Annotated in this window: 19 protein-coding genes; 14 read left to right on the top strand and 5 right to left on the bottom strand. The window is 57.4% G+C overall.

Annotation, left to right across the window (positions count from 1 at the left end; all coding sequences use genetic code 11):
• The first annotated feature begins 7 nt into the window (after nt 1-7).
• Nucleotides 8-2,221 carry a mechanosensitive channel protein gene (gene ybiO / locus ACVCAM_RS00445; RefSeq protein WP_063418056.1) on the top strand — a complete coding sequence of 738 codons (2,214 nt, stop codon included), beginning with the start codon at nt 8-10 and terminating at the stop codon, nt 2,219-2,221.
• Nucleotides 2,222-2,269: 48 nt separating this feature from the next.
• Here the strand turns inward: ybiO and rlmF are convergent, their stop codons facing one another.
• Nucleotides 2,270-3,181, bottom strand: coding sequence for a 23S rRNA (adenine(1618)-N(6))-methyltransferase RlmF (rlmF, locus tag ACVCAM_RS00440; RefSeq protein ID WP_046092311.1), 912 nt, complete (start codon nt 3,179-3,181; stop codon nt 2,270-2,272).
• A gap of 243 nt (nt 3,182-3,424) precedes the next feature.
• Between rlmF and mcbA the strand changes: the two genes are divergently transcribed.
• The 3 genes from mcbA to ybiJ all read left to right on the top strand — a co-directional run bounded on the left by mcbA (nt 3,425) and on the right by ybiJ (nt 4,625).
• Nucleotides 3,425-3,691 (top strand): DUF1471 family periplasmic protein McbA, encoded by a 267-nt coding sequence (gene mcbA / locus ACVCAM_RS00435; protein ID WP_447093479.1) that lies wholly within the window; start codon nt 3,425-3,427, stop codon nt 3,689-3,691.
• Nucleotides 3,692-3,812: 121 nt separating this feature from the next.
• Nucleotides 3,813-4,079, top strand: coding sequence for a DksA/TraR family C4-type zinc finger protein (locus ACVCAM_RS00430; RefSeq protein ID WP_407223189.1), 267 nt, complete (start codon nt 3,813-3,815; stop codon nt 4,077-4,079).
• A gap of 285 nt (nt 4,080-4,364) precedes the next feature.
• Nucleotides 4,365-4,625, top strand: coding sequence for a DUF1471 family protein YbiJ (gene ybiJ, locus ACVCAM_RS00425; RefSeq protein ID WP_013097471.1), 261 nt, complete (start codon nt 4,365-4,367; stop codon nt 4,623-4,625).
• 118 nt (nt 4,626-4,743) lie between these two features.
• On the opposite strand, the gene ybiB is transcribed toward ybiJ, so the two are convergent.
• Complete coding sequence (ybiB, locus tag ACVCAM_RS00420; RefSeq protein ID WP_126324809.1) at nt 4,744-5,706, bottom strand: DNA-binding protein YbiB; 963 nt, start codon at nt 5,704-5,706, stop codon at nt 4,744-4,746.
• Nucleotides 5,707-5,962: 256 nt separating this feature from the next.
• Between ybiB and ACVCAM_RS00415 the strand changes: the two genes are divergently transcribed.
• From ACVCAM_RS00415 to ACVCAM_RS00395, 5 genes are all read left to right on the top strand, one after another.
• Nucleotides 5,963-6,499: a fimbrial protein gene (locus tag ACVCAM_RS00415; protein ID WP_447093478.1), complete on the top strand. Its 537-nt coding sequence runs from the start codon at nt 5,963-5,965 to the stop codon at nt 6,497-6,499.
• Between the two features lie 69 nt (nt 6,500-6,568).
• Nucleotides 6,569-7,243 (top strand): fimbrial biogenesis chaperone, encoded by a 675-nt coding sequence (locus ACVCAM_RS00410; RefSeq protein ID WP_248250000.1) that lies wholly within the window; start codon nt 6,569-6,571, stop codon nt 7,241-7,243.
• Nucleotides 7,244-7,269: 26 nt separating this feature from the next.
• Nucleotides 7,270-9,813 (top strand): fimbria/pilus outer membrane usher protein, encoded by a 2,544-nt coding sequence (locus tag ACVCAM_RS00405; RefSeq protein ID WP_447093477.1) that lies wholly within the window; start codon nt 7,270-7,272, stop codon nt 9,811-9,813.
• A gap of 22 nt (nt 9,814-9,835) precedes the next feature.
• A complete protein-coding gene (locus ACVCAM_RS00400) occupies nt 9,836-10,825 on the top strand; it encodes a fimbrial protein (RefSeq protein WP_045336697.1) in 990 nt (329 codons plus the stop codon).
• Nucleotides 10,826-10,830: 5 nt separating this feature from the next.
• Nucleotides 10,831-11,334, top strand: coding sequence for a fimbrial protein (locus tag ACVCAM_RS00395; RefSeq protein WP_008501157.1), 504 nt, complete (start codon nt 10,831-10,833; stop codon nt 11,332-11,334).
• On the opposite strand, the gene dinG is transcribed toward ACVCAM_RS00395, so the two are convergent.
• Nucleotides 11,321-13,498, bottom strand: coding sequence for an ATP-dependent DNA helicase DinG (gene dinG, locus ACVCAM_RS00390; RefSeq protein WP_447093476.1), 2,178 nt, complete (start codon nt 13,496-13,498; stop codon nt 11,321-11,323). The two genes, ACVCAM_RS00395 and dinG, sit on opposite strands and share 14 nt — an antisense overlap.
• A 97-nt stretch (nt 13,499-13,595) precedes the next feature.
• On the bottom strand, nt 13,596-14,963 hold the full coding sequence (gene rhlE, locus ACVCAM_RS00385; protein WP_126348731.1) for an ATP-dependent RNA helicase RhlE: 1,368 nt from the start codon (nt 14,961-14,963) through the stop codon (nt 13,596-13,598).
• 205 nt (nt 14,964-15,168) lie between these two features.
• Between rhlE and cecR the strand changes: the two genes are divergently transcribed.
• Genes cecR through ACVCAM_RS00360 form a run of 5 tightly spaced genes read left to right on the top strand, consistent with a single transcriptional unit; the run spans nt 15,169 to nt 20,809 of the window.
• Nucleotides 15,169-15,846 (top strand): transcriptional regulator CecR, encoded by a 678-nt coding sequence (cecR, locus tag ACVCAM_RS00380; protein ID WP_023343624.1) that lies wholly within the window; start codon nt 15,169-15,171, stop codon nt 15,844-15,846.
• A complete protein-coding gene (gene hlyD, locus ACVCAM_RS00375; protein ID WP_047745315.1) occupies nt 15,843-16,838 on the top strand; it encodes a secretion protein HlyD in 996 nt (331 codons plus the stop codon). The genes cecR and hlyD overlap by 4 nt, the downstream gene beginning before the upstream one ends.
• Entirely contained in the window at nt 16,831-18,570 is a 1,740-nt protein-coding gene (locus ACVCAM_RS00370) for an ATP-binding cassette domain-containing protein (protein WP_023326949.1), read from the top strand. The genes hlyD and ACVCAM_RS00370 overlap by 8 nt, the downstream gene beginning before the upstream one ends.
• The gene (locus tag ACVCAM_RS00365) at nt 18,560-19,693 is read left to right on the top strand and encodes an ABC transporter permease (RefSeq protein ID WP_063453043.1); all 1,134 of its coding nucleotides are present in this window, start codon (nt 18,560-18,562) and stop codon (nt 19,691-19,693) included. Before ACVCAM_RS00370 ends, ACVCAM_RS00365 begins: the two co-directional genes overlap by 11 nt.
• A 9-nt stretch (nt 19,694-19,702) precedes the next feature.
• Nucleotides 19,703-20,809, top strand: a complete 1,107-nt coding sequence (locus ACVCAM_RS00360) for an ABC transporter permease (RefSeq protein ID WP_008501150.1) — start codon at nt 19,703-19,705, stop codon at nt 20,807-20,809.
• Here ACVCAM_RS00360 and ACVCAM_RS00355 read toward each other — a convergent pair.
• Nucleotides 20,771-21,181, bottom strand: a complete 411-nt coding sequence (locus tag ACVCAM_RS00355) for a YbhQ family protein (protein ID WP_008501149.1) — start codon at nt 21,179-21,181, stop codon at nt 20,771-20,773. The genes ACVCAM_RS00360 and ACVCAM_RS00355 overlap by 39 nt on opposite strands.
• Nucleotides 21,182-21,309 lie beyond the last annotated feature (128 nt).

The raw sequence follows: 21,309 nt of genomic DNA, 5'->3' as shown, positions 1-21,309 counted from the left end.
GGACGCCGTGCCGTGGATCCTGTTGCTGTTGATTAGCCTGTTTAGTGCGCCATCGTTCGCCGTCGCGATCCCCGGTGTGACCACCGGAACAACCGCCAGCCAGCAAAATACGCCCCCTCCGGAACCGGATGTTGAACAGAAGAAAGCGGCTTACGGCGCGCTTGCCGACGTTCTTGAGAACGACACCTCCCGAAAGGAATTAATCGAGCAGTTGCGCAAAGCCGCCGCCACGCCGCCCCAGGAAACCGTTCCGACCCTCACCCCTCCGCAGGAGGAGGAGCAAAAAACGGTGCTGGAAAATGTCACCGACGTGAGCCGCCACTATGGGGAAGCGCTCTCCTCGCGCTTTGCCCAGCTCTACCGCAACCTGATTGGCTCACCGCATAAGCCGTTTAACCCACAAACGTTTACCGCCGCCGCCATGCAGTTCCTGATGCTGGCCGGTGCAGTATTCCTTTTTTACTGGCTGGTGCGCCTGTGCGCGTGGCCGCTGTACCGCAAAATGGGGCAATGGGGACGCAGAAAGAATCAGCAGAAAAGCAGCTGGCTGCACCTGCCGCTGATGATCGCCTCAGCGTTTATCATCGATTTACTGCTGCTGGCGCTGACGCTGTTCTTAGGCCAGATGCTGGCCGACAGGCTGAACGCGGGCAACAAAACCATCGCCTTCCAGCAGTCGCTTTTCCTGAATGCCTTTGCCCTGATTGAGTTCTTCAAGGCGCTGCTGCGGTTACTCTTTTGCCCCCACGTGCCGGCGCTGCGTCCCTTCTCCATTCGGGACGAGAGCGCGACATACTGGGCGCTGCGCCTGAGCGTGCTCAGCGGGCTGATTGGTTACGGTCTGCTGGTTGCCGTGCCGATCATCTCCAACCAGGTGAACGTCCAGTTTGGCGCGCTGGCAAACGTCATTATCATGCTCTGCATTACCGTCTGGTCGCTGTACCTTATCTTCCACAATAAAAAGACCATCACTGAGAGCCTGCTGCATCTGGCCGATCGTTCCCTCTCGTTCTTCAGCCTGTTTATTCGCGCATTCGCCCTAGTGTGGCACTGGCTGGCAAGCGCCTACTTCATCGTATTGTGCTTCTTCTCGCTGTTCGACCCGGGAAACAGCCTGAAATTTATGATGGGGGCAACATTCAAAAGCCTGGCCATTATCGGCATCGCGGCATTTGTCTCGGGGCTGCTGTCGCGCTGGATCTCGAAAACCATCACCCTGTCGCCGCAGGTACAGCGTAATTACCCGGAACTGCAAAAACGGGTGAACGGCTGGATGTCGGTATCCCTCAAGGTGGCGCGCATTCTCACCGTCTGCGTGGCGATCATGCTGCTCCTTAACGCGTGGAGCCTGTTTGATTTCTGGAACTGGCTGCACAACGGCGCAGGTGAAAAAACGGTCGACATTCTGATTCGCATCGCGCTGATTTTGTTCTTCTCTGCCGTCGGCTGGACGCTGCTGGCGAGCCTCATCGAGAACCGTCTGGTGTCGGATATTCACGGCAGGCCCCTGCCCAGCGCGCGGGCCCGCACCTTACTGACGCTGTTCCGCAACGCGCTGGCGGTCATCATCAGTACCATCACCATCATGATTGTGCTGTCAGAAATCGGGGTGAATATCGCCCCGCTGCTGGCCGGTGCAGGTGCCCTGGGGCTGGCGATCTCCTTCGGGTCGCAAACGCTGGTGAAGGATATTATTACCGGCATCTTTATCCAGTTTGAGAACGGGATGAACACGGGCGATCTGGTGACCATCGGGCCGCTGACCGGCACGGTGGAGCGGATGTCGATTCGCTCGGTGGGCGTGCGTCAGGATACCGGGGCGTACCACATCATCCCCTGGTCTTCGATCACCACCTTTGCCAACTTTGTGCGCGGCATTGGTTCCGTGGTGGCGAACTACGATGTGGACCGTCATGAGGATGCCGATAAAGCGAAGCAGGCGCTGCGCGATGCGGTAGAAGAGCTGATGCAGATGGAAGATATTCGCGGGCTGGTGATTGGCGAGCCGTCATTTGCCGGCATTGTCGGGCTGACGAACACGGCCTTTACCCTGCGCGTGTCGTTCACCACCCAGCCGCTGAAGCAGTGGACGGTGCGCTTTGCGCTCGACAGCATGGTGAAAAAGCACTTCGATCTGGCGAACGTGCGGATGCCGGTACAGACGTATCAGGTCCTGCCGCCGCCCGCAGCGCCGCTCCCTCCGCAGGAGCCGACGCTGTAGCCGGGTTGCCGGGTGGCGGCTTCGCCTGACCCGGCCTGCGACGCAGCGCTATTTGCGGCGTTTGTTATCGTCCATAAATGACCAGGCGATAAAGCGGCTTTGCTTCTGGCCCTGCGCCATCTCTTTTTTCACTACTTTCACCGCGCCCGCTTCGGTGAGCGCGCGGTAAAGTGGCGGCAGGTTATCTCCGCGGGAAACCAGCGTCGTAAACCACTTCACCTGACGGCCAAACTGTTTGCTTTCCGCAATCATGCGCAGGATAAAGGCCACCTCGCCGCCTTCACACCACAGCTCCTGCTGCTGACCGCCGAAGTTCAGCGCGGCGTCTTCAGCCTGACCCAGGTTGCGGCGCTTGCGCTCGCTGCCCGCGCGGGCTGCTGCCGCCGAATCGTGGAACGGCGGGTTGCACATCGTGGCGTCATAGGTTTCATTTTTATGAATAATGCCGTTGAAGATTGAGGCGGCCTCTTTCTGACGACGCAGGCGAATGGCGCGGCTTAATCCCGGGTTCGCGTTGATAATCGCCTGGGCGCTGGCGAAGGCCTCGGCACCGATTTCGCTTCCGGTAAAGCGCCAGTGATACTCATGCGCGCCGATCAGCGGGTAAATCAGGTTCGCCCCGGTGCCGATATCCAGCACGGTCGCCTGCTGAGGAATAATGCCATCACGGTCTTCAGCCAGAAGATCGGCAAGGTGATGAAGGTAATCCGCGCGGCCCGGAACGGGTGGGCAGAGAAAGCCTTCCGGAATATCCCAGTTCGCCACATCGTAGTAATGTGCGAGCAGCGCTTTGTTCAACATTTTAACCGCCTGGGGGTCAGCAAAGTTGACCGAAGGTTCACCCGCGGGGGTCTGGACAATGTAGTCCTTTAACGGCGGGCAGCTCAGGCATAACGCATTCATGTCGTAGCGGCTGCGGTGGCGGTTTCGTGGGTGCAATCCCGGCTTTTGGGAAGTCATGGCGTTCTCCTTTAAACAGCGGCGTAAGATACCCTTTGCTGGCCCAACGGTAAATCTTTCTCTGCGGCGCTTAAAAAGCCGCCATAAATCAAACACCTTTATGTCTATGATCTGTCAGCGCAATGTCAATTTTTATCGTTCAAAAAATAAGCAGATCATCATCAAATATTTGCGCTAAGTCACACTCGTCAGGCTTCTAAACTTAAGGGGAATCACCTGTTGTTTCCTCATGAGGATGTGATTATGAAAAAGTACCTGACCCTTGTTGTTATCGCCGCCGCCCTGACGACCGCGTCATTTTCTGCGATGGCCATTCAGTCGCTAACCCAGAGTACCGACACCAGCCAGCTTCAGCCTGCAGGCACCGTCTCCGTAAGCCGCGCAAGTAACCTGGACGATCTGCAGAATAAACTGGCGGAAAAAGCCCGCCAGGAAGGTGCAAAAGGCTTCGTGGTGAATTCCGCTGGCGGAGATAACCATATGTACGGCACAGCGACCATCTATAAATAATCTGCCCCACCCCATGACTGCATCTGCCTGCCAGATGCAGTTTGCTCTCTTCCTCGCCTTGATTGTTCATTTTTTAACCCCACATTAAAAGCAGGGCATAACACCATTTCAGGAGGATGCTATGGCTTCCGGTTGGGCGAATGATGACGCCGTAAACGAACAGATCAACAGTACGATTGAAGATGCGGTTGCGCGCGCTCGCGGTGAAATCCCACGCGGCGAAAGCCTGGCGGAGTGCGAAGAGTGTGGAGAACCGATCCCGGAGGCGCGGCGAAAAGCCATTCCAGGAGTAAGGTTATGTATTACGTGTCAGCAGAATAAAGATTCAAAAAATGCTTCACATTCAGGTTATAATCGCAGAGGTTCGAAAGACAGCCAGTTACGTTGACTTTCCTTTACCTAAGTTAACCGCCGGGGCACTTACCTTTACGCTCACGATTTTTAGCGAACCGCGTAGCAAAATGTGCCCTTCATTTTTGTTCTGTAAAGCGCATCCACAAGAAGTGTAAAGCGCCACTTTGAATTTATTAGTAATCAATAAGTTATTTGTCATTCAATTTTTTTGATTGACCACGTCAATTCTCTTCGATTTTATCTCTCAAGAAAAAACGTGATACTCATCACATCGACGGAACATCGTCCCCTTAACAGAAACACCTGCGAGAGATTACTTATGAAAACCATCAAATATGCTGTAGCTGCTGTTGCCCTGTCCGCTCTGTCTTTCGGCGCTTTCGCCGTAGAGCCAGTCTCTTCTGCTCAGGCACAGAACATGAACAAAGTCGGTGTGGTGAGTGCTGATGGCGCGACCACCCTGGACGGTCTGGAAGCCAAACTGGCTGAGAAAGCGGCTGCTGCCGGTGCAAGCGGATACACTATTACCTCCGCTAACGGCAATAACAAGCTGAGCGGTACCGCGGTTATCTACAAATAATCGCCTGAATGAATGCTGTCCCCTCGCCAAACCCTCTGGTGAGCTGCTCCAACCCTCATTGACCCTGTTGTTTGTTACCCTTGCTTGCCCGTCCGCCACTGGACGGGCTTTTTTTTGTCTAAAACGCCGCGTCCACGCGTTTGAGACCGGCCTCGACCGTATCAACTTCCCCGGTTGCCAGCAGGCAGCAGGCCATCTGCAGCTTAATAGACTGCGGCACAGGCACGCTTCCGGCGAGGCACTGTTCAATCCAGTGCGCGGTGGTGTGCGGGTCTTTCGCTTCAGGGAGAATGACGTTCGTATTCTCTTCCCCGCGCGCCAGAACAGCGCGCGTACCGGCAGAATCGATCAGCATCAGCTGAGGGCAGCGGAGTGGATTGGCATACACCTCACCTTCTGTACCGTGCATCAGCAGCGCCCTGCCGCCAATCTCCTCAAAAAATTTCCCGACACGCCCCACGTATTCCGGGTGCGATACGCTGGAAAGGCGCAATGCGGCATCTTCTGCAAACGGCGTCGCCAGCTTCGCCAGGGTGTGGGCGCTGTTGCGCACGCCCATCCGCCAGCGCATATCCAGCTGCTTTTCCAGCGGCGGACACAGGGCTCCGACGGGGATGTAAACCGGCTGATGGCCATCCAGCTTCGCCTGCGCCTGTCCTGCATGACGCGTTGGCTCAATCCCCAACATGCCGAAAATGGTCTCCGTCAACACGCGGGTGGGATCTTCGCTGACCCCGTGAACTACCACCGGGAACCCCAGCTTATGCAGTAAGATCGCCAGCAGCGGAGTGAGGTTTGCCTGCTTGCGCGCGCCGTTATAGCTCGGGATGACAATCGGCATCGGTTTTGCCACCGGCGGCGTCAGGCGCAGCGTTTGCGCCTGCATCGCCTCGTAAAAACCGCGCATCTCCGCTTCGCCTTCGCCTTTGATACGCAGCGCAATCAGGATGCCGCCCATCTCCAGGTCAGGTACCTCGCCATCGAGCATTCGGGTATACAGGGCGCGAGCAGTTTCATGGTCCAGATCGCGGGCGTGGTTTTTGCCCCTGCCTACCTCTTTGATAATCTTGCGATAATCCACGACATCTCTCCTGAAAATATCCTTCTGGTAACAATATAGCCCTGTTAAACGTTCGGACGTTAGTTTTTTTCTACATCATCAACGCTCTGTTTTTAAGGATAAAAATGAAACTCAAGCATTATTTCAATTATTTGTGATTCCTGCAGAAGATTCTTAATGCATCATTATTTGTTTAAATAACCAGCGGAAAGTCATTAAGGGTCAACGGTGAAAACGTCCAGGCAACGCTCTCACCAGAAACATATCAGGATTTGTTATGAACAAGGTTGCTTTAGGTTTAATCATCGCCGCAGCGGTGGGATGTTCTGCATCCACGTTTGCGGCAACAAACGGTGAAGGTCAGATCAATTTCACCGGTGAAATTATCGATTCTGCTTGTCAGGTCGTGAATGGATTAAGTAATCCATTAAATGTTCAGCTGGGAAAAGTGTCTAAAACGGTATTTACCGGCGCTGGCTCTACCAGCACATTAACGAAGTTTGATATTCAGTTAACGAATTGTCCTGACACGGTCACCTCCGCAGCCATTAATTTCGGCGGTACGCCAGATGCGAATAACAACGCTACGCTGGCCTTAAGGCCAGATAGCGATGCGGCGACCGGTGTGGCAATTCAGCTGGTTGATGCCTCAGAGCAGCCTGTCAGCCTGTATACGCCATCGCAGCAGTATCAATTAACCTCCGGTACGGCGGTTAACGATCTGGAATTTGGTGCCCGTTATATCCAAACCGGCGCTGCGATCACCGCAGGCCCTGCTAACTCTGTATCGACCTTCACCGTTATTTATAACTGATCTTATCAATCCTGAGATATTAATGCTTTTGCGGGCATTAATATCTCATCTATTTATTGAGAAATCTGTATGCGCCACGGTTATTTACTGAGCACGCTTTTACTGGTAGCCGCCACTGCACATGCGGGCGTCATTATTAATGGCACCCGTCTGGTCTACCAGGGAGATAAAAAGGAATCATCTCTTGGTCTTTCAAATCCAGATGCGACGGATTATCTGGTGCAGTCCTGGGTTGATTCCGGCGGCAAAAACCTGGCCAAAGCCCCGTTCCTCATCACCCCGCCGCTTTTCCGTCTGGATGCGAAAGAAGATAACGTTCTGCGCGTGGTACGTACGGGCGGAAATTTGCCTGAAGACAGGGAATCCCTGTACTGGTTGAATATTAAAGCGATCCCTTCCTCAAAGCAGGTGGCAGGCGTGAATACGCTGCAAATTGCGATTAATACCCGTATTAAATTGCTGTATCGCCCGTCTGCGGTAAAAGGCAGACCAGAAGACGTGGCCGATAAGCTTGAATGGCGTCGCGAAGGTAACGAGCTGGTGGTGAATAACCCCACGCCGTTTTATATGAATTTCCAGGCGGTCACCCTGAATGGTCAGAAAGTGACGAAAGCGACCTGGGCCGTTCCAAAAACAGAAACGCATTTTGCCATACCGGGTAATGTCAGAGGCTCGAACGTGACGTATTCCATTATTACTGATTACGGCAGCATCAGCCATACCTGGTCGAAATCCGTTCATTAATACTTTTCCCCGGTAATAAAATAATCATGTACAGCCATAAAAAGCCGTTCACCTGCCGATTTTCGTCATTGCTGGTCATTCTTTTTGGCCTGGCGATGGCGATCTTTGCGCATCAGGTTATGGCTGATGATTATTTTAACCCTGCCCTGCTGGATATTGATAATCCCCAGCAGGGAAAAACCGATTTATCCGTCTATGAAAAAGGCCCAGGCCAGGCGCCGGGTAAATATCAGGTTACGGTGTTTATCAATAATAATAAAATTGATACCCGCGATGTCACCTTTACGCTGCAGAAAGACGATCAGGACAACAGCACGCTGCAACCTTGCTTTACCGTGGACGATTTAAAAAGCCTCGGGATCAAAACCCAAAAATATCCGCAGCTGAAAGCCAAAGGCCAGTGCGCCGATTTACACGCCATCCCTGCGGCATCCGCGACCTTCCGCGTTCGCAACCAGCAACTGCTGCTGAGCATTCCCCAGTCGGCGCTCGGTCAGGTGCCTCGCGGCTACATTGACCCAAAAGAGTTTGACGAAGGAATTAACGCGGGCCTGCTTAACTACAGTGCAAATGCCAGCCAAAGCCATGCGCGCCAGCCGGGTGAACAGGATAACAGCAGCCAGTACGTTAACCTGCGTCCGGGTTTGAACATTGGCGCATGGCGCATTCGCAACTATTCCACCTGGAATCGCAGCACCACGGGTAACGAGGAGGACCAAAAATTCACCTCCGTATATACCTACGCGCAACGCGATATTGTGGCGATGAAAAGCGACCTCACCGTCGGCCAGAGTTCCTCGCCTTCCGACGTTTTTGACAGCGTACCCTACACCGGCGTGGAGCTGAAATCCGATAACGACATGCTGCCGGACAGTGAAAAAGGCTACGCCCCTATTATTCGCGGCACCGCCCACAGTAACGCGCAGGTGGTGGTACGCCAGAACGGTTACATCATTTATCAGAATACGGTCGCCCCCGGCGCGTTCGAAATTAACGATCTCTACCCCACCGGCAGCAGCGGCGATCTTCAGGTCACCGTGAAAGAGACCGACGGCAGCGAAAGCCATTTCGTCGTGCCGTTTGCCTCCGTGCCGGTATTGCAGCGTGAAAAAAATCTGCGCTACAGCGTGACTGCCGGACACTACCGTTCTTATGACAACGACGTCGAGAAGACCCCGTTTGCCCAGGGCAGCGCCATCTACGGTTTACCCTACGGTTTCACCGCCTACGGTGGCGTGCAGCAGAGCAGCCATTACCAGTCTCAGGCGGCTGGCGTCGGGAAAAACATGGGCGATTTAGGCGCCTTCTCCATTGACGTGACCCGCGCGAAGGCCCTGTTGAAAAAACAGCAGGCCAGCAAAGGCCAGTCGTGGCGCGTGCGCTATAGCAAAGACATCGCCCGGTCAGGCACCAACTTCTCGCTGGCCGGCTATCGCTATAACAGCAAAGGGTTTTACACCCTTGAAGACACCATGGAGTCATATACCCGCTCCGACGACTGGTCTGCACCGCAGCAGCGCCGCGCCCGAACCGAAGCCACCATCGACCAGACGCTGCCGGAAGGCTGGGGATCCGTCACCCTGAGCATGGTGAAAGAGACGTTCTGGAGTCAGAGCCAGAACATGACCTCGATGAGCGTCAGCTACAACAATAGCTGGCACGGGGTGAGCTACAGCCTCAGCTACAGCATGAACAAAAACACCCGGGACAGCGATGAAGACGGTAACGAGGTGACAAACGACAACCAGTTCTCGCTGAGCGTCTCGGTGCCGCTGGACCGCTGGATGCATAACACCTGGGCCACCTACAACCTGAACAACACCAAAGACGGCACGACGCAGAACATCGGCCTGAACGGCACGGCGCTGAAAGAGGACAACCTGAACTGGAACACCCAGGAAGGGCTGAGCAGCACCGGCAGCGGTAACTCCACCAGCATCAACGCCGATTATAAAGCGACCTATGGTGAAGTGAGCGCAGGCGTCAGTCAGGATAAATATCAGCAGACCGTGAACGTCGGTTTGCAGGGTGGCGTGGTTGCCCATGCGAACGGAATAACCCTGAGCCAGCCGCTCGGTGACACCATCGCGCTGGTGAAAGCGCCGGGCACGCACGGAACCCATATCACAAACCAGACGGGCGTCGAGACCGACTTCCGCGGCTACACCGTCGTGCCGTTTGTTACCGCGTATCGCCACAACACCATCGCGCTGGATACCGAAACGCTACCGGACAACGCCGACGTCACCCACGCGGCGCAGATCGTGACGCCAACCCGCGGGGCCGTGGTGCGCGCCAGCTTTAACACCCGCGTGGGTAACCGCGTCCTGATGACGCTTACGCAAAAGGGTAAACCGCTGCCCTTCGGCGCAACGGTCACCACCGAGGATAAGGACAGCGAATTTATTGTCGGGAATGACGGCCAGACCTACCTCTCTGGTCTGCCGCAGCAAGGGCATCTCTACGTTTCCTGGGGACAGGGGGCGAACGAGCACTGCGTCGCTGACTATGCGCTAACGGATGAGAAAGAGAAAACCAGCATCATTAACGCTGCCGCGCAGTGTCACTGATCCACCGTTCAGGCTAACGATTATGCAAATGATTAAACAGTGCTTTTTCTTACTGGTTCTGGGAACCGCCGCGTTATTTATGCCGCATGCGAAGGCGACCTGTACTACGCCAGATCTGCCGAAAATGATCAACGTGGCCTCTATCTCCGTTCCCACGACGCTGGCCGTTGGCGAAACGATCCCGGGTACAGAGCAAACCGCCCATATCGCCGGTAATTGTGATAATGCGGAAGATAAGGGGCTGGAAATTGTCTCTTGTTACTACGGCACTGGGGCTGAGATTCCAGGCCTGAAAGGTGTCTACGATTCGGGAGTTCCTGGGATCGGTGTGGCCCTGATGAACGATCAGGGGCAGCGCATCAGCGGAGCCGGAGGCGTTAACTGCATTTCCACAGGAACGCCGTTGGGTTATGTTTCCAGCGATGGCAAACAGACCTTTAATTTCGACGTTACGCTGGAGTTGGTCAAAACCAGCGATACCGTAGCGTCAGGCACGCTGAATCAAAGTCAGACCCGTTTTGGGATCGGGGTTTATCACCACGAAGGGCTGGGCGATCCCAACACCATCTCCTATGCAGGCAACGTTATTCTGAAAGAGGTCACCTGCTCCGTCCTGCCGAAAAACCTGACGGTCAATCTGGGGGATTTCCCGGTCAGCGATTTTATCAGCGTGGGGATGCTCTCTTCCCCGGCACGAAACTTTGACGTCACGGTGAACTGCAACAGCACCGTACAGCCTGAAGTGAAAATTACCAGCTCAAACGGCTATGAAACGGCCTTCGAAGGGGTGCTGAAACTCACGCAGCAGACCGGCGTCGCGACGGGCGTCGGTGTCCGAATGCTGTTCGACGACAATATCGCCACCTTTGATACCTACGTTAACACCCGAAGCGAAGCCATTGCCAACGAAACGCTGACCATACCGTTTGAGGTGCGCTACGAGCAGGTCAGCGACGTGGTCACTCCCGGTCCGGCCAACACCGTTGCCACCATCACGCTTGCTTATAAGTAACTGACATGAAGAAGATAATTGCGTTTCTGGCGCTGGGGCTGATCGCCCAGGCACACGCCGAGGATATTCAGATCCAGATGACGGGCAACATTTACGCCAATACCTGCATCATCGACAGCGCCAGCCGGAACCTGACGGTGGATTTAGGTCAGGCGGCATCCGGTGATTTTAAAGACGTGGGCGATACTGGCGAGTGGAAAGACTTTTCCCTGTCAGTATCCCACTGCCCGCCAAGCCTCGCGCTTGCCACCGCCTACTTCTATGGCCAGGCGGACAGCACGCACCCCACTAAATTCGCCAATATCGGCAGCGCAAAGGGGCTGGCGCTGGAGCTGGCAGACCGGCAGGACAATATTCTCATCGCTCCGCAGGCGAGCTTTAACGCGGTGATTAATCAAAACGATCATACGGCCACCTTCCCACTCGCCGCACGCTACTACGCCACCTCCATGCCGGTGAGCGCGGGGACGTTCAGCAGCGTGGTGCAGGTGACCTTCACTTACCAGTAGGACCGCGCCCCTTAGCACGGATGCTTTTCCTGCGCCCGGCGGTCAGTGTTGCCGGGCGTTTTTTTACCTCGGGGACCTCTGGCTGTTCAATCGGAAAGATCGGCAGCGCGTTTAACAACCGTTGGCCGTAATTTTTAGTGAGCAGACGCTTGTCATAAATCACCACCTCCCCCCAGCAGCCGTGGCTACGGATCAGACGCCCGACCTGCTGAATAAGATTAAACGACGCCGCAGGTAAACTCTGCACCTCAAACGGATAACGGTTGAGGCTCTTAAGCCACTCGCCCTCGGTGATAACGACCGGGCTGTCGATGGGCGGGAAGGCAATTTTATGAATATGCACCTGCGTCAGGTAATCGCCCTTCAAATCCAGACCTTCCGCGAAGGACTGCAATCCTACCAGCACGCTGCGCTCGCCGTTATCGATGCGCTTGCGATGGGTTTCCACCAGCCGGTAACGGGGCTGGTCGCCCTGGACCAGCAGAAGCAGGCGCAGGTCGGTCACATGTTCCAGAAAACGCTGCATCGCCCGTCCGCTGGCGAACAGCACCAGCATGCCTGGGTACTTTCTGCTCTCAACCTGTTCGCGGAAGTAGGCTGCCATCTCCGCAATGTGCTGCTCTTCGTTGTCGATAAGCGGCTCATACTTCATGCGCGGGATCACCAGCTTCCCCTGCTCGCAGTGGTTAAACGGCGAATCCAGCGCGACAAAACGATCGCCCGCTTTCTCTTTCAGGCCGCTCATCTCCTGCAGCCGCGAGAAGCTGTTCAGGGAGCGCAGCGTGGCGGAGGTCACGACCACGTGCGGCACGCTGCGCCAGATGATTTTTTCCAGCTGATCGGCCACGCGGATGCCCACGCAGTGGAAAAACAGGTGGACCTGGCCGTCGCGCACTTCACGGGTGGCCCATTTGGTGACCGGCGCGCCCGACGCCTGTGCCATCGAGGCCAGCCGCCAGAGCTTGCTCTGGGCTTCGAACATGCCGAGCGCACGGTTCATTTGCAGCAGAATGCGGTGCAGGCGAACAACGTCATGGGTGCCGGTTTTCTCGCTGAGATCGTTAAAGAACATCTCCGCCAGCCCGCGCAGCTTTTCCAGATGCTTCGCCAGCTGCTGGCAAATCTCCATCACCTCCTCCGGCAGTTCGCCCATCGCAAAGCGGTGTTCCGCCTCCTGGGTAGCGGGAAGATAAAGATTCAGGATGTTGTTCAGAGACGAGATAAGGCTGTAAACCTCTTCGCAGTGATCGCTCAGACGCTCCGGCACCGCCAGCGGCGGCGTGGTTTTCGGCCGGAACTGCTCCATGCAGGTGGCGACAAGCTTGCAGAAGAGATCCAGCTGCAGGCGGAACCAGGGCGCGGTAATTTCTGCGCTCATCTCCAGCGCGTCGCGCGCCACGTCGGGCAGATGGTGGCCTTCGTCGAGCACCAGCAGCAGGTTTTTCGGCTCCGGCAGCACCGCTTCGCTCTCCAGCGCCGCCATCACCAGCGCGTGGTTAGCCACCACCACTTCGGCTTCCTGAATTTCGCGCCGCGCGACGAAGAACGGGCATTCTCGGTAGTAGTGACAGTTGCGGTTCAGACAGCTGGCCTTGTCGGTGCTGAGCCTGCGCCACAGATCGTCGCTGATGGCTTTATCGGTGTGATCGCGCAGGCCATCCCATTTATAGCCATCAAGATCGCCTTTCAGCGTTGCGCAGAGCTCCTGCTCGGCTTTGTTGTTGGGCGTGAGATCGTCGTCGAGGAACGCCAGCAGATCCTGTTGCGACGCCTCGCTGCTGGCAAGCCCTGCCAGGTTACGCGGGCAGACGTAGCGCCCGCGGCCAAAGGCGGCCGTAAACCGCAGGTCGGGGATGATTTTGCGCAGCAGGGGCAAATCTTTGCTGAAGATCTGGTCCTGCAAGGCCACGTTGGCGGTGCTGACCACCAGCGTTTTGTCCTCCTCCCGCGCGATGGCGATGCCGGGAATGAGATACGACAGGGTTTTCCCGACGCCGGTCGGGGCTTCAATCGCCAGATGTCGCCCGTCGTCCCCGGCGAGCGTTTTTGCCACGTCGGCAATCATCTGCCGCTGCGGCGCTCGGGGGATAAAATCGGGGATCTGCTGCTGTAGCGCCTTATACCAGGCGCCTATTTGCGCTTTCAGCGCCGCGGTTAAAGCCATTGGAAAACCTGAAATACTGTATAAACAGCCACTATTGTGGCACTTTCTCTTCGCTGCCGCAAAAAGAAAAGCCCGGCTTTACGACCGGGCTTCCAGATTACTGCGGGTTAGCAGGCTTGCGAGGGCGGCGTCGGCGCTGCCCTTCCCCTGCCGGCTTGCCTTCGCCGCTGCGCCACGGATTGTCACCGGCCGGTTTGCTGTCGTTGCTACGACGCGGCGGTTTGCCCGCTGTCTTCGGCGCGCCACCTTCGGCACGACGCGGCTGCTGGCCGCGACCACCGCCGCCCTGACCGCGACCGTTCTGAATCGGCTCGGCTTTGATCGACGGATCCACTTCATAGCCCGGGGTTTCGATGCGCGGGATCTCTTTCTTCAGCAGGCGTTCGATGTCGCGCAGGAGCTTGTGCTCGTCCACGCACACCAGAGAGAGCGCTTCACCGGTGGCCGCCGCACGACCGGTACGGCCGATACGGTGCACGTAGTCTTCCGGCACGTTTGGCAGCTCGTAGTTCACCACGTGCGGCAGCTCTTCAATGTCGAGGCCACGGGCGGCGATGTCGGTCGCCACCAGCACGCGGATGTCGCCAGACTTGAAGTCCGCCAGCGCACGGGTACGCGCCCCCTGGCTCTTGTTGCCGTGGATCGCCGCACTGCGGATGCCGTCTTTGTTCAGCTGTTCCGCCAGGTGGTTCGCGCCGTGCTTGGTGCGGGTAAAGACCAGCACCTGCTGCCAGTTACCCTGGCCGATCATCTGGGAGAGCAGTTCGCGCTTGCGCTTTTTATCCACAAAGTGAACGTGCTGCGTCACCTGCTCAGAGGCGGTGTTGCGGCGCGCCACCTCTACTTCCAGCGGGTTATGCAGCAGCTTTTCCGCCAGCGCCTTGATCTCGTCGGAGAAGGTCGCGGAGAAGAGCAGATTCTGACGACGCGGCGGCAGCTTGGCCAGCACGCGACGAATGTCGTGAATAAAGCCCATGTCGAGCATGCGGTCGGCTTCGTCCAGCACCAGAATTTCGATGTTATCCAGCTTCACCGCGTTCTGGTGTTCCAGATCCAGCAGACGGCCCGGCGTTGCCACCAGCACGTCCACGCCGCCGCGCAGCTTCATCATCTGCGGGTTGATGCTGACCCCGCCGAACACCACCAGCGAGCGAATGTTGAGATAGCGGCTGTAGTCACGCACGTTCTCGCCAATCTGCGCGGCCAGCTCGCGGGTTGGGGTGAGGATCAGGGCACGAACCGGACGACGGCCTTTGGCGTGCGGCTGGTTTTTTACCAGCAGCTCTAACAGCGGCAGCGTAAAGCCCGCGGTTTTACCGGTGCCGGTCTGGGCGCTGGCCATCAGGTCACGACCCTGAAGAACGGCAGGAATAGCCTGCTGCTGGATTGGGGTTGGCTCAACGTAGCCCTGCTCTGCGATCGCGCGCAGAATTTCCGGGTTCAGGCCAAGGGAATCAAAAGACATAAAAACTCCGAACCGCCCCGACCATCACAGGTGTAGTTTTCAGGGAGATATAACAATTGAGAGGACAAAAACCACAATGTCGCGAAGGGGCGGAGTGTAGCAGCTTTTGTGACGTGGCGCATAAAATATCCCTCCGCGTTCCCTCGACGGGGATGCGAATCAGGCATAATCTTAATCAATCGATTGATTAATTTTTAATGCCGCCATGAATACAACACCCACAACAACCAAAGGTGAACAGGCCAAAAACCAGCTTATTGCCGCCGCGCTGGCGCAGTTTGGCGAGTACGGGCTGCACGCGACCACCCGGGATATCGCGGCGCTGGCGGGGCAGAACATTGCGGCGATTACCTACTATTTTGGCTCAAAAGAGGATTTATATCTCGCCTGCGCCGAGTGGATCGCCGATTTTATCGGCACGCAGTTTCACCCTCACGTCGAGGAGGCCACCGCGCTGCTCGGCCAGCCGTCGCCCGATCGCGAGGCCATCCGCCAGCTGATCCTGAGTGCCTGCCACAACATGATCCGCGTGCTGACGCACGACGATACGCTCAACCTGAGCAAGTTTATCTCCCGCGAGCAGCTCTCCCCCACTGCCGCCTACCAGCGGGTACACGATCGGGTCATTGCCCCGATGCATACCCACCTGACCCGGCTGATCGCCGCCTATACCGGGCGGGATGCCGGCGATACCGCGACAATTTTGCATACCCACGCCCTGCTGGGTGAAATCCTTGCCTTCCGTCTGGGCCGGGAAACCATCCTGTTACGCACCGGCTGGACACAATTTGATGAGGATAAAGCCGCGCAGATCGGTGAGGTGATCGCCTGTCATCTCGATCTGATCCTGCAAGGCTTAACGCAAAGGAGCCTGAAGTCATGAAAAAACCTGTCGCCATCATTCTGGTGGTCATTGTTTTGCTTGCCGCGGGCGTCGGTGGATGGCTGTGGTATCAGAGCCATCAGGATAAAGGCCTGACGCTGTACGGTAACGTGGATATTCGCACGGTGAACATGAGCTTCCGCGTGGGCGGACGTCTCGCCTCGCTGAACGTGGACGAAGGCGATGCCATTAAAAGCGGGCAGACGCTGGGGATGCTGGACAAAGCGCCCTATGAGAACGCGCTGCTGCAGGCCAAAGCGGGCGTCTCCGTTGCGCAGGCGCAGTATGACCTGATGCTGGCCGGCTATCGCGACGAAGAGATCGCTCAGGCCGCAGCGGCCGTCAAACAGGCGCAGGCGGCCTATGACTACGCGCAGAACTTCTACGCTCGCCAGCAGGGGCTCTGGAAAAGCCGCACCATTTCCGCGAATGACCTGGAAAATGCGCGCTCCTCCCGCGACCAGGCGCAGGCAACCCTGAAGTCCGCGCAGGATAAATTAAGCCAGTACCACACCGGTAACCGCCCGCAGGATATCGCCCAGGCGAAAGCCAGCCTTGAACAGGCGCAGGCCCAGCTGGCGCAGGCAGAGCTGGATCTGCACGACACCACGCTCATCGCACCGTCTGACGGCACGCTGATGACCCGCGCCGTCGAGCCGGGCAGCATGCTCAGCGCGGGCAGCACCGTGTTAACCCTCTCCCTGACCCGCCCGGTCTGGGTACGTGCCTACATTGATGAGCCTAATCTCGGCCAGATGCAGCCGGGCCGCGAGCTGCTGCTTTATACCGACGGTCGCCCGGACAAGCCGTATCACGGCAAGGTGGGGTTTGTCTCCCCTACCGCCGAATTCACGCCGAAAACGGTAGAAACGCCGGACCTGCGTACCGACCTGGTGTATCGCCTGCGCATCATCGTGACCGATGCGGACGACGCCCTGCGCCAGGGCATGCCCGTCACCGTAAAAGTGAACAGCGGGGAACGACATGAATGACGCGGTTATTCAGCTCAACAGTCTGGTTAAACGCTTTAAGGGGATGGATAAGCCTGCGGTCGCGCCGCTGAACTGCACCATCCAGAAGGGCTATGTGACCGGCCTGGTAGGCCCGGACGGCGCGGGAAAGACCACGCTGATGCGGATGCTTGCGGGGTTGCTGAAGCCGGATGAAGGATCGGCCCGCGTGCTGGGCCTGGATCCGATAAAGGACGACGGCCCGCTCCACGCCATGCTCGGCTATATGCCGCAGAAGTTTGGCCTGTATGAAGACCTGACGGTAATGGAAAACCTGAACCTGTACGCCGACCTGCGCAGCGTCACCGGCGAAACCCGGGAGAAAACCTTCGCCCGCCTGCTGGAATTTACCTCGCTCGGCCCGTTCACCGACCGGCTGGCGGGCAAGCTCTCCGGTGGGATGAAGCAGAAGCTGGGGCTGGCCTGCACGCTGGTGGGCGAGCCGAAGGTGCTGCTGCTGGACGAGCCCGGCGTCGGCGTAGACCCGATTTCCCGCCGCGAGCTGTGGCAGATGGTGCACGAGCTGGCGGGCGACGGGATGCTGATCCTCTGGAGCACCTCCTACCTCGACGAAGCGGAGCAGTGCCGGGACGTGCTGCTGATGAACGAAGGCGAGCTACTCTATCAGGGCGAGCCGACGACGCTGACGCAGAGCATGGCCGGGCGCAGCTTCCTGCTGCACAGCCCGCAGGCGTCCAACCGCTCGCTGCTGCAGCGGGTGCTCAGGCTGCCGCAGGTCAGCGACGGGATGATTCAGGGCCGCTCGGTGCGGGTCATCCTCAAAAAAGAGGCCACCGTCGACGATATTCGCCGGGCGCCTGGAATGCCGACGATTGAGATGGAAGAGACGGCGCCGCGTTTTGAAGATGCGTTCATCGACCTGCTGGGCGGCGCGGGGACCTCCGAGTCGCCGCTTGGGGCGATCCTGCACACGGTGGAAGGTACGCCGGGCGAAACGGTGATCGAAGCCAAATCCCTCACCAAAAAGTTCGGGGATTTCGCCGCCACCGACAACGTCAATTTTGCCGTGAAGCGCGGCGAGATTTTTGGTCTCCTCGGACCGAACGGCGCGGGAAAATCCACCACCTTTAAGATGATGTGCGGCCTGCTGGTGCCAACGTCCGGCAAAGCGCTGGTGCTGGATATGGATCTCAAAGTCAGCTCCGGCAAGGCGCGCCAGCACCTGGGCTATATGGCGCAGAAGTTCTCGCTGTACGGCAACCTGACGGTCGAGCAGAATCTGCGCTTTTTCTCCGGCGTGTACGGCCTGCGCGGGCGTGCGCAGAACGAGAAAATTCGCCGCATGAGCGACGCCTTCGGGTTAACAACTATCGCTTCCCACGCCACCGACGAACTGCCGCTCGGCTTTAAGCAGCGGCTGGCGCTGGCCTGCTCGCTGATGCACGAGCCGGATATTCTGTTTCTGGACGAGCCGACCTCCGGCGTTGATCCCCTCACCCGTCGCGAGTTCTGGCTGCATATCAACAGCATGGTGGAAAAAGGGGTAACCGTCATGGTGACCACCCACTTTATGGACGAGGCGGAGTACTGCGACCGCATCGGGCTGGTGTATCGCGGCAAGCTGATTGCCCACGGCACGCCGGACGACCTGAAAAACCAGGCCGCCGACGACGCGGTGCCGGACCCGACCATGGAGCAGGCGTTTATCACCCTCATCCACGACTGGGATAAGGAGAATGCCCATGCGCAGTAACGCCCTTTCCTGGCGCCGGGTGCGCGCGCTGTGCGTTAAAGAGACGCGGCAGATCGTGCGCGATCCCAGCAGCTGGCTGATTGCGGTGGTGATCCCCCTGCTGCTGCTGTTTATCTTTGGCTACGGCATTAACCTGGACTCCAGCAAGCTGCGGGTCGGGATTTTACTCGAACAGCAGAGCGAAGAGGCGCTGGACTTTACTCACGCCATGACCGGTTCGCCCTACATTGATGCCACCATCAGCGACAACCGCCAGGAGCTGATCCAGAAGATGCAGGCCGGGAAGATTCGCGGTCTTATCGTCATTCCGGTGGATTTTGCCGCCAACATGGCGCGGGCGAATACCGATGCGCCGATCCAGGTCATCACCGACGGCAGCGAGCCGAACACCGCGAACTTCGTGCAGGGCTACGCGGAGGGGATCTGGCAACTCTGGCAGATGCAGCGCGCGGAAGACCGGGGCGAGACGTTTGAACCGCTTATCGACGTGCAGACGCGCTACTGGTTTAACCCCGCCGCCATCAGCCAGCACTTTATTATTCCGGGCGCGGTGACGATTATTATGACGGTCATTGGCGCGATTCTGACCTCGCTGGTCATCGCCCGCGAGTGGGAGCGCGGCACCATGGAGGCGCTGCTTTCCACCGAAGTGACGCGCGTCGAGCTGCTGCTGTGCAAGCTTATTCCCTACTACTTCCTCGGCATGCTGGCGATGCTGCTCTGCATGCTGGTGTCCGTCTTTATCCTCGGCGTGCCGTACCGCGGCTCGCTGGTGGTGCTGTTCTTTATCACCAGCCTGTTTTTACTCAGCACGCTGGGGATGGGGCTGCTCATCTCCACCATCACCCGCAACCAGTTTAACGCCGCGCAGGTGGCGCTGAACGCCGCTTTTCTGCCGTCGATAATGCTTTCAGGGTTTATCTTCCAGATAGACAGCATGCCTGCCGTCATCCGCGCCGTGACCTACATTATCCCGGCGCGCTACTTCGTGAGCACGCTGCAAAGCCTGTTCCTGGCGGGGAATATTCCGGTAGTGCTGATTATCAACACGCTGTTTTTAATGGCGTCGGCGGTGATGTTTATCGGGTTGACGTGGATGAAAACCAAACGGCGGTTAGATTAAGGAGCGCGCATGTTTCACCGTTTATGGACGTTAATACGCAAAGAGCTGCAATCCCTGCTGCGCGAGCCGCAAACCCGCGCCATTCTGGTGTTGCCGGTGCTGATCCAGGTTTTACTGTTCCCGTTTGCCGCCACCCTTGAGGTGACCAACGCCACCATTGCCATTTACAACGAAGACAACGGCAAACATTCCGTCGAGCTGACGCAGCGCTTTGCGCGTGCGAAGGCCTTTACCCACATCCTGCTGCTAAAAAGCCCGCAGGACATTCAGCCCACCATCGACACGCAAAAAGCGCTGCTGCTGGTGCGCTTCCCGGCGGATTTCTCCCGCAATCTGGATACCTTCCAGACCGCGCCGATGCAGCTGATCCTCGACGGGCGTAACTCCAACAGCGCCCAGATCGCAGCCAACTACCTCCAGCAGGTGGTGAAGGATTACCAGCAGGAGCTGATGGACGGCAAACCGAAGCCCAACAACAGCGAACTGGTGGTGCGCAACTGGTATAACCCTAATCTGGACTACAAGTGGTTTGTGGTGCCGTCGCTGATCGCCATGATCACCACCATCGGGGTGATGATCGTCACCTCTCTCTCCGTCGCCCGCGAGCGCGAACAGGGCACGCTGGATCAGCTGCTGGTCTCTCCGCTCGCCACCTGGCAAATTTTCGTCGGCAAAGCGGTGCCGGCGCTCATTGTCGCCACCTTCCAGGCCACCATCGTGCTGGGCGTGGGAATTTGGGCCTACCAGATCCCGTTCGCCGGATCGCTGGCGCTGTTTTACTTCACGATGGTGATTTACGGGCTGTCGCTGGTGGGGTTTGGGCTGCTGATTTCCGCACTCTGCTCGACACAGCAGCAGGCGTTTATCGGGGTATTCGTCTTTATGATGCCCGCGATCCTGCTCTCCGGGTACGTCTCGCCGGTTGAGAATATGCCGGTGTGGCTCCAGGATCTGACGTGGATAAACCCGATACGCCACTTTACGGATATCACCAAGCAGATCTATCTGAAGGATGCGAGTCTGGATATTGTCTGGGGAAGTTTGTGGCCGCTACTGGTCATCGCGGCCACGACAGGCTCAGTGGCCTATGCGATGTTTAGACGCAACATCGCGTAGCTTTTTCTCTTTGGTCAGCAACGAGACCACCGCAGGCCCTGCGAGGATGGCCAGACCCGCCAGGGCCAGCAGCAGGTTGTTTTGCAGCACGCGTGACAGCAGCCACAGAACAATCATCGCCGCACCAAAGTACCAGGTGGTGGTGAGCTCTTCGAGCACGTCACCCACCTCCCGCCAGCGCGCGTCATGGTGGCGCTGTAAAAACAGCATCGACAGCACGGTGACGCCGTAAAGGACGCATAGCCCCAGGCCAACACGCACCAGCGTGCCGCTCATCCAGCCCATCACCAGTACGGCCACGACCAGTAAATGCAACATTATCTGCCAGCAACTCAGGCCAGTTGCGACACGAACACGTTGTTGCCACTTCATGGCTTCTCTCCTGAAGGATTTTTCTCTGCTTAATCAGACTACCGCACTTTACGGAAAATTCCGTAACGCCGCATCTTTTTGTGACGACGACTACACTTTATTTTCATCGGGATAGTCACTCAGGAAGG

The sequence above is a fragment of the Enterobacter sp. CFEC122 genome (genome assembly GCF_052983755.1).
This window is presented reverse-complemented; position numbering and strand designations above follow the sequence as displayed.

Coding starts and splice junctions, on each gene's coding strand:
- cecR (WP_023343624.1), top strand. CDS start 15,169: ATGAATACAACACCCACAACAACCAAAGGTGAACAGGCCAAAAACCAG.
- ACVCAM_RS00415 (WP_447093478.1), top strand. CDS start 5,963: ATGAACAAGGTTGCTTTAGGTTTAATCATCGCCGCAGCGGTGGGATGT.
- ACVCAM_RS00360 (WP_008501150.1), top strand. CDS start 19,703: ATGTTTCACCGTTTATGGACGTTAATACGCAAAGAGCTGCAATCCCTG.
- ACVCAM_RS00400 (WP_045336697.1), top strand. CDS start 9,836: ATGCAAATGATTAAACAGTGCTTTTTCTTACTGGTTCTGGGAACCGCC.
- ACVCAM_RS00410 (WP_248250000.1), top strand. CDS start 6,569: ATGCGCCACGGTTATTTACTGAGCACGCTTTTACTGGTAGCCGCCACT.
- mcbA (WP_447093479.1), top strand. CDS start 3,425: ATGAAAAAGTACCTGACCCTTGTTGTTATCGCCGCCGCCCTGACGACC.
- ACVCAM_RS00395 (WP_008501157.1), top strand. CDS start 10,831: ATGAAGAAGATAATTGCGTTTCTGGCGCTGGGGCTGATCGCCCAGGCA.
- rlmF (WP_046092311.1), bottom strand. CDS start 3,181: ATGACTTCCCAAAAGCCGGGATTGCACCCACGAAACCGCCACCGCAGC.
- hlyD (WP_047745315.1), top strand. CDS start 15,843: ATGAAAAAACCTGTCGCCATCATTCTGGTGGTCATTGTTTTGCTTGCC.
- rhlE (WP_126348731.1), bottom strand. CDS start 14,963: ATGTCTTTTGATTCCCTTGGCCTGAACCCGGAAATTCTGCGCGCGATC.
- ACVCAM_RS00405 (WP_447093477.1), top strand. CDS start 7,270: ATGTACAGCCATAAAAAGCCGTTCACCTGCCGATTTTCGTCATTGCTG.
- ACVCAM_RS00365 (WP_063453043.1), top strand. CDS start 18,560: ATGCGCAGTAACGCCCTTTCCTGGCGCCGGGTGCGCGCGCTGTGCGTT.
- ACVCAM_RS00355 (WP_008501149.1), bottom strand. CDS start 21,181: ATGAAGTGGCAACAACGTGTTCGTGTCGCAACTGGCCTGAGTTGCTGG.
- ACVCAM_RS00430 (WP_407223189.1), top strand. CDS start 3,813: ATGGCTTCCGGTTGGGCGAATGATGACGCCGTAAACGAACAGATCAAC.
- ybiJ (WP_013097471.1), top strand. CDS start 4,365: ATGAAAACCATCAAATATGCTGTAGCTGCTGTTGCCCTGTCCGCTCTG.
- ACVCAM_RS00370 (WP_023326949.1), top strand. CDS start 16,831: ATGAATGACGCGGTTATTCAGCTCAACAGTCTGGTTAAACGCTTTAAG.
- dinG (WP_447093476.1), bottom strand. CDS start 13,498: ATGGCTTTAACCGCGGCGCTGAAAGCGCAAATAGGCGCCTGGTATAAG.